General features: G+C 62.2%; 12 protein-coding genes. 6 read left to right on the top strand and 6 right to left on the bottom strand.

The window, feature by feature from the left end:
• The first annotated feature begins 29 nt into the window (after positions 1 to 29).
• From purH to C4J92_RS03295, 3 genes are all read left to right on the top strand, one after another.
• A complete protein-coding gene (purH, locus tag C4J92_RS03305) occupies positions 30 to 1637 on the top strand; it encodes a bifunctional phosphoribosylaminoimidazolecarboxamide formyltransferase/IMP cyclohydrolase (RefSeq protein ID WP_124402946.1) in 1608 nt (535 codons plus the stop codon).
• A 129-nt stretch (positions 1638 to 1766) separates the two neighbouring features.
• The gene (gene purD / locus C4J92_RS03300) at positions 1767 to 3059 is read left to right on the top strand and encodes a phosphoribosylamine--glycine ligase (protein ID WP_124402945.1); all 1293 of its coding nucleotides are present in this window, start codon (positions 1767 to 1769) and stop codon (positions 3057 to 3059) included.
• A gap of 100 nt (positions 3060 to 3159) precedes the next feature.
• The gene (locus C4J92_RS03295; protein WP_124402944.1) at positions 3160 to 5931 is read left to right on the top strand and encodes a hybrid sensor histidine kinase/response regulator; all 2772 of its coding nucleotides are present in this window, start codon (positions 3160 to 3162) and stop codon (positions 5929 to 5931) included.
• 734 nt (positions 5932 to 6665) lie between these two features.
• On the opposite strand, the gene C4J92_RS03290 is transcribed toward C4J92_RS03295, so the two are convergent.
• A complete protein-coding gene (locus tag C4J92_RS03290; protein WP_124402943.1) occupies positions 6666 to 6920 on the bottom strand; it encodes a DUF6124 family protein in 255 nt (84 codons plus the stop codon).
• A gap of 431 nt (positions 6921 to 7351) precedes the next feature.
• Between C4J92_RS03290 and C4J92_RS03285 the strand changes: the two genes are divergently transcribed.
• From C4J92_RS03285 to C4J92_RS03275, 3 genes are all read left to right on the top strand, one after another.
• Complete coding sequence (locus C4J92_RS03285) at positions 7352 to 7735, top strand: polymorphic toxin type 44 domain-containing protein (protein WP_372238158.1); 384 nt, start codon at positions 7352 to 7354, stop codon at positions 7733 to 7735.
• Positions 7713 to 8171 carry a hypothetical protein gene (locus C4J92_RS03280; protein ID WP_124402942.1) on the top strand — a complete coding sequence of 153 codons (459 nt, stop codon included), beginning with the start codon at positions 7713 to 7715 and terminating at the stop codon, positions 8169 to 8171. Before C4J92_RS03285 ends, C4J92_RS03280 begins: the two co-directional genes overlap by 23 nt.
• Before the next feature lie 139 nt (positions 8172 to 8310).
• Positions 8311 to 8907: a MarC family protein gene (locus C4J92_RS03275; RefSeq protein WP_065883442.1), complete on the top strand. Its 597-nt coding sequence runs from the start codon at positions 8311 to 8313 to the stop codon at positions 8905 to 8907.
• Here the strand turns inward: C4J92_RS03275 and C4J92_RS03270 are convergent.
• From C4J92_RS03270 to cobG, 5 genes are all read right to left on the bottom strand, one after another.
• Positions 8904 to 9683: a hypothetical protein gene (locus C4J92_RS03270; RefSeq protein ID WP_124402941.1), complete on the bottom strand. Its 780-nt coding sequence runs from the start codon at positions 9681 to 9683 to the stop codon at positions 8904 to 8906. The two genes, C4J92_RS03275 and C4J92_RS03270, sit on opposite strands and share 4 nt — an antisense overlap.
• A 237-nt stretch (positions 9684 to 9920) precedes the next feature.
• Positions 9921 to 11558, bottom strand: a complete 1638-nt coding sequence (cobJ, locus tag C4J92_RS03265; protein WP_124402940.1) for a precorrin-3B C(17)-methyltransferase — start codon at positions 11556 to 11558, stop codon at positions 9921 to 9923.
• Positions 11558 to 12289: a precorrin-2 C(20)-methyltransferase gene (locus tag C4J92_RS03260; protein WP_124365677.1), complete on the bottom strand. Its 732-nt coding sequence runs from the start codon at positions 12287 to 12289 to the stop codon at positions 11558 to 11560. The genes cobJ and C4J92_RS03260 overlap by 1 nt, the downstream gene beginning before the upstream one ends.
• Entirely contained in the window at positions 12289 to 12915 is a 627-nt protein-coding gene (locus tag C4J92_RS03255) for a precorrin-8X methylmutase (RefSeq protein ID WP_124402939.1), read from the bottom strand. The genes C4J92_RS03260 and C4J92_RS03255 overlap by 1 nt, the downstream gene beginning before the upstream one ends.
• Entirely contained in the window at positions 12908 to 14254 is a 1347-nt protein-coding gene (cobG, locus tag C4J92_RS03250) for a precorrin-3B synthase (RefSeq protein WP_124402938.1), read from the bottom strand. The genes C4J92_RS03255 and cobG overlap by 8 nt, the downstream gene beginning before the upstream one ends.
• Positions 14255 to 14269: the final 15 nt, after the last annotated feature.

Raw genomic sequence — 14269 nt, 5'->3', positions numbered from 1 at the left:
TGACTCCTTTGCTTTTGATGGAAATTGAGATGACCGACCAGACTACCCGCCTGCCGATCCGCCGCGCCTTGATCAGTGTTTCCGACAAGACCGGGATCCTCGAATTTGCCCGGGAGCTGGAAGCCCTTGGCGTGGAAATCCTCTCCACGGGCGGGACCTTCAAACTGCTGCAGGACAACGGCGTGGCCGCAGTAGAAGTCGCGGACTACACCGGTTTCGCGGAAATGATGGACGGTCGGGTCAAGACCCTGCACCCGAAAATCCACGGCGGCATCCTTGGCCGTCGCGGTATCGACGACGCCATCATGAACGAGCACGGCATCAAGCCGATCGACCTGGTGGCGGTTAACCTCTACCCGTTCGAAGCCACCATCAACAAGCCAGGCTGCGACCTGCCGACCGCCATCGAAAACATCGATATCGGCGGCCCGACCATGGTTCGCTCGGCCGCCAAGAACCACAAAGACGTGGCCATCGTGGTCAACGCCAGCGACTACACCCAAGTGCTCGACAGCCTCAAAGCCGGTGGCCTGACCTACGCCCAGCGGTTTGACCTGATGCTCAAGGCGTTCGAACACACCGCCGCCTACGACGGCATGATCGCCAACTACATGGGCACTGTGAACCAGGCCGCCGACGTCCTGAGCACCGAAGGCCGCAGCCAGTTCCCACGCACCTTCAACAGCCAGTTCATCAAGGCCCAGGAAATGCGCTACGGCGAGAACCCGCACCAGAGCGCGGCGTTCTACGTGGAAGCCAAGCCGGCCGAAGTGGGCATCGCCACCGCGACCCAGTTGCAAGGCAAGGAACTGTCCTACAACAACGTGGCCGACACTGACGCCGCGCTGGAGTGCGTGAAGAGCTTCGTCAAGCCAGCCTGCGTGATCGTCAAGCACGCCAACCCGTGCGGCGTGGCCGTGAGCCCGGACGCTGAAGGCGGGATCCGCCAGGCGTACGAACTGGCCTACACCACCGACACCGAATCGGCATTCGGCGGCATCATTGCCTTCAACCGTGAACTGGATGCCGAGACGGCCAAGGCCATCGTCGAGCGTCAGTTCGTCGAAGTGATCATTGCGCCAAGCGTCAGTGAAGAAGCCCGCGCCATCGTCGCCGCCAAGGCCAACGTGCGCCTGCTGGCCTGCGGCGAATGGTCGGCTGAACGCGCCGCAGCCTGGGACTACAAGCGCGTCAATGGCGGTTTGCTGGTGCAGAGCCGCGACATCGGCATGATCGGCAGCCAGGACCTTAAAGTCGTGACCAAACGCGCGCCGACCGAGCAGGAGATCAACGACCTGATCTTCGCCTGGAAAGTCGCCAAGTACGTTAAGTCCAACGCCATCGTCTACGCCAAGAACCGCCAGACCATCGGTGTCGGCGCCGGCCAGATGAGCCGCGTGAACTCGGCACGTATCGCTGCGATCAAGGCCGAACACGCCGGCTTGCAGGTAGCCGGTTCGGTAATGGCTTCCGATGCGTTCTTCCCGTTCCGTGATGGTCTGGACAATGCCGCGAAAGCCGGTGTGACCGCCGTGATCCAACCGGGCGGTTCGATGCGCGACGCTGAAGTCATCGCTGCTGCCGACGAAGCTGGCATCGCCATGGTCTTCACCGGCATGCGCCACTTCCGCCACTGATCGATCGTTCCCACGCTCCGCGTGGGAATGCCTCTTGTGGCGCTCTGCGTCACGCTTTGGGACGCGGAGCGTCCCGTGTTGCATTCCCACGCAGAGCGTGGGAACGATCATGCTAACGAGGTTTTTGAAATGAATGTTTTGATCATTGGCAGCGGTGGCCGTGAACACGCCCTGGCCTGGAAAGTTGCCCAGGACCCACGCGTCCAGAAAGTTTTCGTTGCACCGGGTAACGCCGGTACCGCCATTGAAGCCAAGTGCGAGAACGTCGCTATCGACGTGCTGGCCCTTGAGCAACTGGCAGATTTCGCCGAGAACAATGTCTCCCTGACCATCGTCGGCCCGGAAGTGCCGCTGGTGGCCGGCGTCGTCGACCTGTTCCGCAGCCGTGGCCTGGATTGCTTCGGGCCGACCGCCGGCGCCGCTCAATTGGAAGGTTCGAAAGCGTTCACCAAGGATTTCCTGGCGCGCCACAAGATCCCGACTGCCGACTACCAGAACTTCACCGAGATCGAGCCGGCCCTGGCTTACCTGCGTGAAAAAGGCGCGCCGATCGTGATCAAGGCCGACGGCCTCGCTGCGGGTAAAGGCGTGATCGTCGCCATGACCCTGCAGGAAGCCGAGGATGCCGTGCGCGACATGCTCGCCGGCAACGCCTTTGGTGACGCCGGTTCGCGCGTGGTAATCGAAGAATTCCTCGACGGCGAAGAAGCCAGCTTCATCGTGATGGTCGACGGCAAGAACGTACTGCCAATGGCCACCAGCCAGGACCACAAGCGCGTCGGCAACGGCGACAGCGGCCCGAACACCGGCGGCATGGGGGCTTACTCCCCGGCGCCGGTGGTCACCGCCGACGTGCACCAGCGCGTCATGGACCTGGTGATCTGGCCGACCGTGCGCGGCATGGCCGACGAAGGCAACGTCTACACCGGCTTCCTCTACGCCGGCCTGATGATCGACAAAGCCGGTAACCCGAAAGTCATCGAGTTCAACTGCCGCTTTGGCGACCCGGAAACCCAGCCGGTGATGCTGCGCCTGCAGTCGAGCCTGGTGCTGCTGGTGGAAGCCGCGCTGGCCCAGGCCCTGGACAAGGTCGAAGCCCAGTGGGACCCACGCCCGAGCGTCGGTATCGTGCTGGCGGCCGGCGGTTACCCTGCCGATTACGCCAAGGGCGATGTGATTGAGGGCCTGGAGGCAGCGGCAGCGCTGGAAGGCAAGGTGTTCCATGCTGGCACTGCGCTGAAGGACGGCCAGGTCGTCACCGCCGGTGGCCGCGTGCTGTGCGCCACCGCCATGGGCGCCAGTGTCGACACCGCGCAGCAACAGGCGTACAAACTGGCCGCGAAAATCGACTGGAAAGGCTGCTTCTATCGCACCGACATCGGTTACCGCGCCATTGCCCGTGAACGTGGCGAGAGCAACTGAGTAGCTATCCGTTCGGGTAGGTAAGGGCCTCTGGCCCTTGCCGTACTCATGCCCCCCGCGCATAGTTAACCCGTGCATTCACCTACGAAGGGACTTCGCCTTGCGCTGGCTCAGGATCGCCTTAGCTTTTACAGTCAGCCTGCTGACCTTGCTCTGCCTGGCCCCGGCTCAAGCCGCTGCGCAAGGCAGTGGTTGGGCAGTATTGCTCGATGAACAGGCCGACCTGCAACTGAGCGATATCCGCTCCGCCCGCTACACCAATCAATTCAGCCCCATCGAACTGGACCGGATTACCGCCGCGCAGCCGGACGGTGCGTTGTGGGTACGCTTCAAGCTGCAACCCGGCAAGCATGAACAAGTGCTGCGGGTGTTCGCGCCGGACCTGTCGCACCTGAGCCTGTATGTGCTGGATGGCGATACCATGGTGGAACAACAGACCACCGGCACGCGCCAGCCCCAGGCCGAGCGCCCGCTGCCGAGCAGTGACTTCATGCTCCCGATGCCGCAGAGCCAGCGCCCGCTCGAGGTGTACCTGCGCCTGGTGTCGGAGCACGAGCTACGCCCTTACATCACGCTGGAACCCGCCGTACTGGCCGCCGCCAACCAGAACCAGACGCTGCTCTATGGCCTGTTGTTCGGCGTGCTGCTGATGCTGATCCTGCATAACCTCACACGCTTCGCCTACCACCGCTCGCGCAGCAGCCTGTGGCTGGCGGCCTGCGAAGTGCTGTTGATGCTCAGCCTGGCGCTGTTGCTCAACGTGGTGGGGCCGTGGCTGCCGAACTGGCATGCGATCCAGACCCCAGGCGCCTACCTCGCGCTGCTGCTGACCGCGCCGTGCGGGCTGATGTTTGCCTATCGTTTCTTCATGCCCCTGGGCCCACACCCGCTGAACAAACTGTTGATGGCCGACATCTTGTTGATCGTGCTGTGTGGCCTGCTGCTGTTGTTCGTCAACACCCTGCCACTGAACATCATCACCTACGCCCTGGTCGCGCTGGCCGGCCTGAGCATGCTGTTTGTCTCGGCCTATCACTGGCAAAGAGGCTATCGCCCGGCGCGCCTGTTCGTGGCCGGCATGGTGGTGTTCAACATCGGTACGCTGATCATTCTGCCCGCCCTGCTCGGCCTCACGCTGGTGGCGCCGCAAGGCCTGATCGTGACCCTGCTCACGTTTATCTGCCTCAGCGGCCTGTTGATGAGCCTGGCCCTCGGCGAGCGCCAGCGCGCCATTGTCGAAACCCGTTTCAGCCTCAGCCGCGACCTGGCCGCCAGCAACGCCGAAATTGCCGCCAAGGCCGAATTCCTGGCGAAGATCAGCCACGAAATCCGCACGCCCATGAACGGCGTGCTGGGTATGACCGAGTTGCTGCTGGGCACGCCGTTGTCGGTGAAACAACGCGACTATGTGCAGACCATCCACAGCGCCGGCAACGAGTTACTCACGCTGATCAACGAAATCCTCGACATCTCCAAGCTTGAGTCGGGGCAGATCGAACTCGATGATGTGCAGTTCGACCTCAACGCGCTGATCGACGACTGCCTGAGCATCTTCCGCGCCAAGGCCGAGCAGCAGAATGTCGAGCTGATCAGCTTCATCCAGCCCCAGGTACCGCGCGTGATCAGCGGTGATCCGACACGCCTGCGCCAGGCGTTGCTGAGCCTGCTGGAAAACGCCCTGCACAAAACCGACGAGGGCGAAGTGCTGATCGTCGTGGCCCTCGACGAACGCAGCACCAAGCCGCGCCTGCGCATTGCGGTACAAGACAGCGGCGTACCGATGGAAGCCGCCGAACGCGACGCCCTGCTGCACAGCGAACTGCACAGCAAGAACTTCCTCTCGGCGACACGCTTGAGCGGCCACCTGGGCCTGGTTATCGCACGCCAGTTGATCCTGTTGATGAACGGCGAGTTCGGTATCAAGAGCGGCAGTCACCAAGGCAGCACGCTGTGGCTGACCCTGCCGCTGGACCCGGAACGCCTCGAGCACCCGACCTCCGATCTCGATGGCCCGCTCAAGGACGCACGCGTCCTGGTGGTGGACGACAACGACACCTGCCGCAAGGTGCTGTTGCAGCAATGCTCGGCCTGGGGCCTGAACGTCAGCGCCGTGGCTTCCGGCAAGGAGGCCCTGGCCCTGCTGCGTACCAAGGCGCACCTGCGCGATTACTTCGACGTGGTGCTCCTGGACCAGAACATGCCCGGCATGACCGGCATGCAACTGGCGGCGAAGATCAAGGAAGACCCGAGCCTGAACCACGATATCCTGCTGATCATGCTCACGGGCATCAGCAACGCGCCGAGCAAGATCATCGCGCGCAACTGCGGGATCAAACGCATCCTGGCCAAACCGGTGGCCGGCTATACGCTCAAGACCACCCTGGCCGACGAACTGGCCCAACGCAGCAAAGGCGTGACCCACCCTCGCCCCGCTCCAGCCGCCCCGGCAGTGATTACGGTGCCCAGCGACTTCCGCATCCTGGTGGCCGAAGACAACAGCATCTCCACCAAAGTGATCCGCGGCATGCTCGGCAAGCTCAACCTCAACCCGGACACTGCCAGCAACGGCGAAGAAGCGCTGGAGGCGATGAAAGCCCAGCGTTATGACCTGGTGTTGATGGACTGTGAAATGCCGATCCTCGATGGTTTCTCCGCCACCCAGCAACTGCGCGCGTGGGAAGTCAGCCACCAACGCGTACGCACGCCGGTGGTGGCGCTGACTGCGCACATTCTTTCGGAACACAAGGAACGTGCGCGCCAGGCCGGGATGGATGGGCATATGGCCAAGCCGGTGGAGCTGTCGCAGTTGCGCGAGCTGGTGGAATTCTGGGTGGCGCAGCGCCAACAGCGACCAGAGCACGCGCCCTCCTGACTTGAAACGCAATCAAATGTGGGAGGGGGGGCTTGCCCACGATGGCCATAGGTATCTACACAACTTTGGCGTGGCCCTGAACCTGTGGCGTGGGAGCTTGCTCCCGTGGCGGCCTGCCGACCTATAGCTATCTGACTGATGCCGCGCGATCCAAATGTGGGAGGGGGCTTGCCCCCGATGGCCATAGGTATCTACACAGCTTTTGGCGTGGCCTTGAACCTGTGGCGAGGGCGCGTGCTCCCGTGGCGGCCTGCCGGCCAATAGCTATCTGACTGATGCCGCGCGATCCAAATGTGGGAGGGGCGGTGCGACGATTCGACTTGCCCCCGATGGCGGCCTGACAGCCGACCAGGATGTTGGATCAGGGCGAGTACATATCCGTTGCTGCGGTAACGGCTGCTATGGGTTCCGCCCTTACGGCGGCTCACTTTTGAAAAGCGCAAAAGTAAGCAAAACGCTCTTGCCCCACCACTCGGCACCTCGCCTAGGCTCGGTGTGCCCGTAATCCGACAGTGATTTGGGGGCCGCCGCCACGCGCCATCCATGGCGCGGGGCGGCTAAACCGGCATCCCTGCCGGTTTACCCCCCAAATCACTATCGAATTCCGGCCAGCGTGGTTTAACGGGGCGCCTAGATCAAAAGCAAGATCAAGAGCGGCTCGCTTCGCATCGTGGTTACCGTTGGCTGGTTGTGTAGATACCTATGCCGCGATGAGGCCCTAAAGCACGCCGCTACTACTGTGCTCGAGCCTCGCCGCATCCATCAACCATTCGATCTATCAGTAACTGCACTCCCTCGACCATTCGACAAAGCCCTAACACCACACTGCGCTGTGGACCATCGACTTCAAAGGCTAGGTGGGTCGCGATGGCATTGATGGATTCTAGATCCTGAGAGGCGTTGACCAGCAGGGTTTCGTTGTCGAGGTCAGGACGGAGGATGAAGAGCAGGTTTGAATCTGAAGGAGGGTTTGGACTGTCTTTGATCATGATGTAGCTCCTGGAGAATTAAGGGCTACCACCAAGTTTTTCTCACGAACTGTGGGTGGCAACTGTACGCGGAGTGAGAAAACCAAGTCTCCAGGAACTCGGCCACGCCGAAGCGTGCCCGCGCACAGCCGCCATAACAGCGGGCATAGAAAAGCGCCTGCACTGTATATGGTGGGCGCTTTTGCGCCAATGGAGTAGTTCGGATTTCTCACGTCCGGCCGCTGAATTGGCAGCGGCTGGCGAAGACTATTGATGCCCGTTCCGACCAGCAACCTGAAAGAACTGTAGGAAACATCTCATCACTATGCAGTGACGTGAGGCATGTCCTACTCCTTCGTACGAATTCTCTTTTGTTCCTTGCTCCGCTCATCATTCTGACCTTCTGGTGTTAGGTTCCGCTGCGCAAACCCCTAATGCAGAGGAAGCATGCAATGGCGAACCCTATGCCGCCACCCGGCGTATCACTCGATGAAAATATGGCCACCGCGTTCCACAAAAAGAATGTGCTAAAGGCTGGCTCAGCGTTTATGTACTCTTGGTTTTATACTCAGGTCCGTAATCGCGGACCTTGGGATTACAAGCAAATATCCATTGAATATGAAGCTTTTGGAAACTTCCATTATGGTGCGGTAGGGATCGCTGGCGGTTTTAGCGAGAACGTGCTTTTGCGCGCAGCGGGCCTTGCTCAAAACAGCGCCGGTACGGACAAAGACGAATTTGGTCGTTGGTGGGGGAATGCACCATTCGGCGACGATCCTGTCGACCAATATTGGATCAAGGAAGGAATCAGATATGCCAGATTCAGGAACTACTAAAAAGTCGCTTTATTCTATTGTTACCACGATCCTGCTGGCGCTGTGCTTGGTGTATATCGGCGGCGGCTGGCTTCTTTCGCCAGGTCGCCCGAAATTGACAGAGGTTGTACTCCGCACGCCTCTGAGCAGTGATGCTTCGGTCTACGGCGTGAAGGATGATCGTGGAGGGGCAACTGTTCCGTTCACCTACCGATACTACGTCTACCGCACCTTGGGGGCTGATCGAGAAATATTGTCTGCTTTGGAAGGTGCCAGTCCATTCCTAATTACGCGTGACGCGTCGGCAAAGGTTGAGGTGCAAGGCCAAACAATCACTGTCTCGGTGGCGGGAGATGTATCGGACTATCACAGCCGTACGCTGTATCGACATGCCAATGGCAGTGACTACACAGCGGTGACTGTTTTTCTTGAAAGTCGGCCGAGTATGAACGATTGATAGGTTGGGCTTAAGTCGCGGTGGGTAAGTGAGTAATATCTGGCTGGTATACCGCAATCGGGAGCAAGCCCCCTCCCACATTTGATCTCTGGCGACTGATAGACTCCTCCACACTTCCACCACCCGCGAGCCGCCCCTCATGCTCCATGTGTTATTCAGCGTTTACCTGAAGATGCTGGTGCTCTATAGCCCGTTCTTTGTGCTGTCCTGCTTTATCAGCCTGACCCGTGGTTATTCCAGCAAGGAGCGGCGGCGCCTGGCGTGGAAAGTCGCGTTGGCGACGCTGGTGTCGAGCGTGCTGCTGTACCTGTTCGGCCGGGTGATTTTCAGTGTGTTCGGTATCACCGTGGATGCCTTCCGCATCGGTGCCGGCAGCGTGCTGTTTATCTCAGCCCTGGGCATGGCCCAGGGCAAGTCGGCGGTGCAAACCGATAACGTGCAGCAGGACGTGACCATCGTACCGCTGACCATCCCGCTGACGGTCGGCCCCGGCACCATCGGCGCGCTGCTGGTGATGGGGGTAAGCCAGCCCCACTGGGACGACAAGCTCACCGCCATCCTCAGCATCGCCCTGGCCAGCCTTACCGTGGGCGTGGTGCTGTACCTGTCCAATCGGATCGAACGAATTCTCGGCGACCAGGGCTTGCAGATTGTCAGCCGGTTGATGGGGTTGTTCGTGTGTGCCCTGGCCGCGCAAATTATCTTTACCGGGGTGCGCGGTTATCTAGTGACCTAGATCCGGTATTTGGCAATGGCCGACTGCACCTTGTCGCCCGCGCTGTCACGCATCAGTTGAAGGGTCTTCTCGTTGACCACCGAGGTATTCAGCACAAGGCAGGTCTGCCCGCTGAAGGCCTCGAACGATGAGCTGTCCCATTCAAGGAACGGCAAACCCACCTGTTTACTCACGCCACGGCTGCTGTAGGTCACCAGCACCATCATCACTTCGCCATTGGTTTGCGCGCAGGACGCCACGCCAAAGTCACCGCCCTGGTGCACGCTGCAGTTGCGCTTGAACAAATCGAACGACGCCGGCTGTTGCTTCAAGGCTTCCAGCGCATCCGCGGCCAGTTTCGGCAGCAGGCTGAGCAGCGGCCCCGACAACGACATCGAAGCGAGCATCGCGCCGATGATATTCAATGCCGCCAGTTGCACCGTCAGCCCCTCGCCGACGCGTGAGACTCGCTCAAAACTGCTGCGCAACGGCAACCAGCCGAGGCTGACCATGACCTTGATAAATTCCTCGTACCAGGCCTCGGTACCCCGATGAACCTTCAATACATCGCTCACATAACTGCTGGCCAACAGGTAGCTTTTGCGAATGTACTCGCGGTTAAGCCCGGACAACCCCTCGGCAAAGGAAATCACGCCGTTGTTGACCACCGCCGCATTGCAGTCATCTTCGGTGTCCAGCGGTAAAGCCGCGTGCGTGCCTGGCGCACCCGGCAATTTGTAGGCGGCAATCAACTTGCGCCTTTTGGTACTGTTGATCCTTCTGTGATGTCGCTCCATTTCCAATTCTCCACGTACACCCCGACTCGGGGCTTGTAACCACACTAGTCCACTGACCGACGGGCTTTCCAGGCGACAAACATCCCTTGGCGCGGCTCGGCCAAACGCGCCGTCCAGCAATAGCGCGGCATGCACGAAGGGCTTCATGGTTTCGTCGTGAAAAAAAGAAAAAGCCCCGAACGACTACAGGAAAATCCTTGAGTCATTCGGAGCTTTCAGACCGCCGCCGAGGTGTTTTCAGGAGGTGGGTTTACCGCCGTACCAGCGCGGTGTGTACACCCACTCCCCGCCGCCGGCACGCGCAAAGGTGCAGGTAGTGGACGAGCCGACCAGCACCATGGTGCGCATATCCACCTGGTCCGGGGTGAGCTGGCCCAGCGTGGTGACGCGCAGTGTCTGGCCGGGGCGACCGATATCACGGCCCAGTACCACCGGTGTTTCAGGCGTGCGGTGCTGGGCGACGATCTCCAGCGCACGCCCCAGTTGCCACGGGCGCGCACGGGAAATCGGGTTGTAGAACGCCAGCGCCAGGTCGGCCTGGGACGCGAGGTCCAGACGCTTTTCGATGATCGACCAGGGCTTGAGGTTATCCGACAGCGACATCACACAGAAATCATGCCCCAGCGGCGCGCCCGCCTGGGCAGCGGTGGCCAGGGACGCCGAGACGCCAGGCAGGATCTGCAGGTCGACCTGATGCCAGGCTGGGTCGCTGGACTCATGCAATGCCTCGATCACCGCAGCGGCCATGGCGAATACACCGGGGTCGCCGGACGACACGACTACCACCGAGCGCCCTTGGGCGGCCAGTTCGAAGGCGTGACGTGCGCGTTGCATTTCTTCGCGGTTGTCCGTGCAATGCTGCACCTGGTCGTCACGGAACGGCCCGGCCATGCGCACGTAGGTTTCGTAGCCCAGCACATCGGTGCTGCGCGCCAACTCGGCCTTGACGGCCGGCACCATCAAGTCAGCGGCGCCAGGGCCAAGGCCGATCACGGCGAGACGGCCGCGCGGGCGGCCTACCTGTGACACATCCACCGGCTGCTCGGCCACGCTGAGGGTGATGTCCGCGTGCGGCTCAAGCTTGGCAAACCGCAGCGGCACACCCAACTCCAGCGCCGCCTCATGCAACGAGGCTTCGGCCATCTGCGTGTCGCTCGCCAGCAGGCAAGCCAGCGCTTGCACGGCAACGCCGGCCTCCTGCAAGGCCGTGCGCACACGTGCCGCCAGGTGCGCACCGGGCTTGCAGGTGACGCAGACCGTCTTCGGGTAGATCAGCAATTCGTTGGCGGCAGGCGTACGCTCGGCACTGCCCACATGAATCGCCAGGCGTGCCTGCGGATCCTGCGGCAAATTGGCCTGCTCCAGCCAGGGCGCCACGCCTTCGATGCGCACGCTTTCACCGGCCAGCAGGTCCGAGACAAAGCGCTTGCCCAGCTCCAGGTCCGCCAACGCATAGCCCGTGGGCGGGTTGAGCAGGCAGGTGCCGAACCGCAACTCGCCGCTGGTGGTGATCGCCGCTGCCACGCCCAACACGGCGGCAATCTCCCGCGCCATCACATTCACGCCGCCCAGGCCGCCCAGCAGCGGCACCACGGCGCTGCCGTCTTCGGCGACGGCCAGCACGGCCGGCTCCTCGCCTTTTTCGAGCAAGAGCGGCGCAAGGGTGCGGATCAAGATGCCGGCGGCGCACAACGCAATCAGCGGCGTGCCTTGCTGGTAGAGCTGGCGCAGGGTGGCGCCGAATTCGCTGTAGCGTTGGTCTGCACCCTCAACCCGACCGTCCAGGCCATGGATCAGCGCAGCCGGATAAAGCTGCTGGATCCTGCGCGCGGTCGCCAGGCTGCCCTGGCCCAGAATGACAATCGCCGGGCTCATCAACCTTGCCACCGTTCACCGGGTACGATGATCAACGAGAAATACGGCGACGACATCGGCTCCACCTGGTCCAGCGGCACGATTTTCTGATTGGCCATGGTGGCGCGCTCCACGTACAGCGCGCGCCCGGCCAGGCCGAGTTCTTCCAATACCTGGCGCACCTTGGGAAAGTTGCGCCCCAGCTTCATGATCACCGCCGCATCCGCGTCCGCCAGACGGCGCTTGAGGTCATCGTGGGGCAGCACGCCGGAGAGCACCGACAGGCTCTGATTGCGATACACCAGCGGCGCGCCCAATACCGAAGCACCGCCCAGCATCGAACACACGCCGGGGATGACCTGCGCCTCATAGCGCTCGGCGAGGCGGTCATGCAGGTACATATAAGAGCCGTAGAAGAACGGGTCGCCTTCGCAGATCACCGCCACATCGCGGCCGGCATCCAGATGCGCGGCCACGGCGACGCTGGCCGTGTCGTAGAAATCGCTGATCACTTGCTCATAGGACAGCGGCGCCGGCAGCGCCTCGGTGGTCACCGGGTACACCAGCGGCATCAGGGTTTGCTGGGGCACCAGGTGGTCTTCGATGATGCCGAAGGCATTGCCCTTCTTGCCCTTGGCCACGAAGTACGCCACCACCGGCGATTCGCGCAGCAAGCGCAGGGCCTTGAGGGTGATCAGTTCCGGGTCGCCGGGCCCTACGCCCAGGCCGATCAGACGTCCGCGTGCAGGCATTATTCAACCTCCGTGGCGAGCGCATTGACGGCGGCGGCGGCCATGGCGCTGCCACCCAGGCGGCCCTGCATGATCACGAACGGCACGCCACGGCTATCGGCGGCGAGCATCGCCTTGGATTCGGCGGCACCGACAAAACCCACCGGAAAACCGAGGATCAACGCCGGTTTCGGCGCGCCGGCGTCGAGCATTTCCAACAGGTAGAACAAGGCGGTCGGTGCGTTGCCGATCACTACCACGCTGCCGGCCAAATGCGGGCGCCAAAGTTCCAGGGCAGCGGCGGAGCGTGTGTTGCCAAGCTCGCGCGCCAGCTCCGGCACGCTGTCGTCACGCAGGGTGCAGATCACCTTGTTGTTGGCCGGCAGGCGCGCACGGGTCACGCCTTCGGAGACCATCCGCGCATCGCATAAAATCGCTGCGCCCGCCGCGAGCGCGTCGCGCCCGGCCTTGCCTGCGCCGTCGGAAAATTGCAGGCCGTCGATGGCCTCGACCATGCCGCATGCATGAATCACCCGCACCGCGAGTTTCTCCAGATCCGCCGGGATACGCGCCAGGTTGGCCTCCGCGCGAATAATGGCGAAGGAGTTGCGATAGATCTCCTGACCGTCGCGGATGTAATCAATCATCGGTGTTGCTCCGTGGGCGAGCGCGCAGCAAGGCACCCGCCGCGTCAATAGAAAGAGTGCGCGCGTGCAGCCGGCCAAAACCTGGATGAGCAGCATCGCGAAAATAGAGATCGTAGTGGCCGGGGCTCACCGCCAGCAAGGTGACCGGCGCGGTGTGTGCGGCGGCGCAGGAACGCGGGCAGCCGGACAGGTGAACGTCGTGACCCGGTTGCAGGGCGGCCAATTGCACGGCGTCGGTTTTGGTATCCGACAAGCCTTTGCCGCAGCCACTGGAACCGGTGCAGGCGATCATCCGCGCCAGGGGTTGCTCGGCTGCGCAGAGAAAGCCCAGTTGCGCCAACTGCTCGGTCACCACGCCTGGCTGTGTGAGGTTAGGCAGCAGCACGCCCTGCCAAGGGGTGAACCGCAAGGTGGCGTCGCCATACTCGCAGGCCAGCTGTGCAGCGCCCTTGAGCATCGCCGAATCCAGGCGGCCCAATGGCGCGACGGCGGTGACATAGAACCGGCCTTGCTGGCGCTGTGGATAACTGCCCGGATGGCCTGACGCGCCGCTGGCCGGGCGGTTGAAGCCATCCGCCGGCAGTAGCGGCAGGCGCAGGCGGCTCAGTAAGTTATCCACAACCAGCTGGCGCATGCGCGTTTGTTCCGGCGTGGCCAGGTCGAGAAAGGCTTCGAGCACGGCCACCACCAGCGCATGGCCCTGGTCCAAGCGCACAGCGGCCAACGGTGCATTCAGGCCAGGACAGCCGGCCAGGCCGAACGCGAGCAGGGTTTTACCCGCCTGTTCGAAGGCCGACAGCCACAGATCGTGATGATGTTCGAGCATCGCCAAGGCCTCGAAGCCATCCAGCTGCACGGCGAATTTGGCCGACAGCTCATGAAAGCGTGGATGGTTTTCCAGGGTGGCGAGGATCTGCCCGGCCAGTGGGCGCGTGTCGAACAGCATCTGCGGGTCGATGCCGGCGCTGGGGCTGAGCATCAGGTTGCGCACGTCATCACCGCCCGCAGTGCTCGGGCCGAGGCCTGCCGCCAGCAACATCGCGATCAAGGCCTCCTGCTCGGCGCCGATCCCGCGAATCTGCAGGTTGGCGCGGTTGGTCGCCTCGATTACCCCGCCCGCGTACGACTGAGCAGCGTCCGCCACGGCGTTGGCCTGGGCTGCGGTGATCGAGCCACCGGCCAGTTTGATCCGACAAATACCGCCGTCCAACGCCTGGACGATGCGCAACAACCCCGGACAAGCCGAGGGGCGCAAGGTATTCAGAGCGGGCGTTGGCTTCACGGGGCTTCCGGTTGACGGGTAAAGGCGCGGTATTATGCCTGCTTTGTCCGACGGCATGAAAAGCCTGCCCGT

Origin of the sequence: Pseudomonas sp. R3-18-08 (genome assembly GCF_003852065.1) — a bacterium.
In the GTDB taxonomy this organism is placed as follows: Bacteria; Pseudomonadota; Gammaproteobacteria; order Pseudomonadales; family Pseudomonadaceae; genus Aquipseudomonas.
Note: the sequence above shows the minus strand (reverse complement) of the source record. Positions and strands in the feature narration are given on the sequence as shown.

What these genes read in the sequence shown, in the direction of transcription:
- purH (WP_124402946.1), top strand. Translation starts at nt 30, where the DNA reads ATGACCGACCAGACTACCCGCCTGCCGATCCGCCGCGCCTTGATCAGT.
- purD (WP_124402945.1), top strand. Translation starts at nt 1,767, where the DNA reads ATGAATGTTTTGATCATTGGCAGCGGTGGCCGTGAACACGCCCTGGCC.
- C4J92_RS03290 (WP_124402943.1), bottom strand. Translation starts at nt 6,920, where the DNA reads ATGATCAAAGACAGTCCAAACCCTCCTTCAGATTCAAACCTGCTCTTC.
- C4J92_RS03285 (WP_372238158.1), top strand. Translation starts at nt 7,352, where the DNA reads ATGGCGAACCCTATGCCGCCACCCGGCGTATCACTCGATGAAAATATG.
- C4J92_RS03280 (WP_124402942.1), top strand. Translation starts at nt 7,713, where the DNA reads ATGCCAGATTCAGGAACTACTAAAAAGTCGCTTTATTCTATTGTTACC.
- C4J92_RS03275 (WP_065883442.1), top strand. Translation starts at nt 8,311, where the DNA reads ATGCTCCATGTGTTATTCAGCGTTTACCTGAAGATGCTGGTGCTCTAT.
- C4J92_RS03270 (WP_124402941.1), bottom strand. Translation starts at nt 9,683, where the DNA reads ATGGAGCGACATCACAGAAGGATCAACAGTACCAAAAGGCGCAAGTTG.
- cobJ (WP_124402940.1), bottom strand. Translation starts at nt 11,558, where the DNA reads ATGAGCCCGGCGATTGTCATTCTGGGCCAGGGCAGCCTGGCGACCGCG.
- C4J92_RS03260 (WP_124365677.1), bottom strand. Translation starts at nt 12,289, where the DNA reads ATGCCTGCACGCGGACGTCTGATCGGCCTGGGCGTAGGGCCCGGCGAC.
- C4J92_RS03255 (WP_124402939.1), bottom strand. Translation starts at nt 12,915, where the DNA reads ATGATTGATTACATCCGCGACGGTCAGGAGATCTATCGCAACTCCTTC.
- cobG (WP_124402938.1), bottom strand. Translation starts at nt 14,254, where the DNA reads ATGCCGTCGGACAAAGCAGGCATAATACCGCGCCTTTACCCGTCAACC.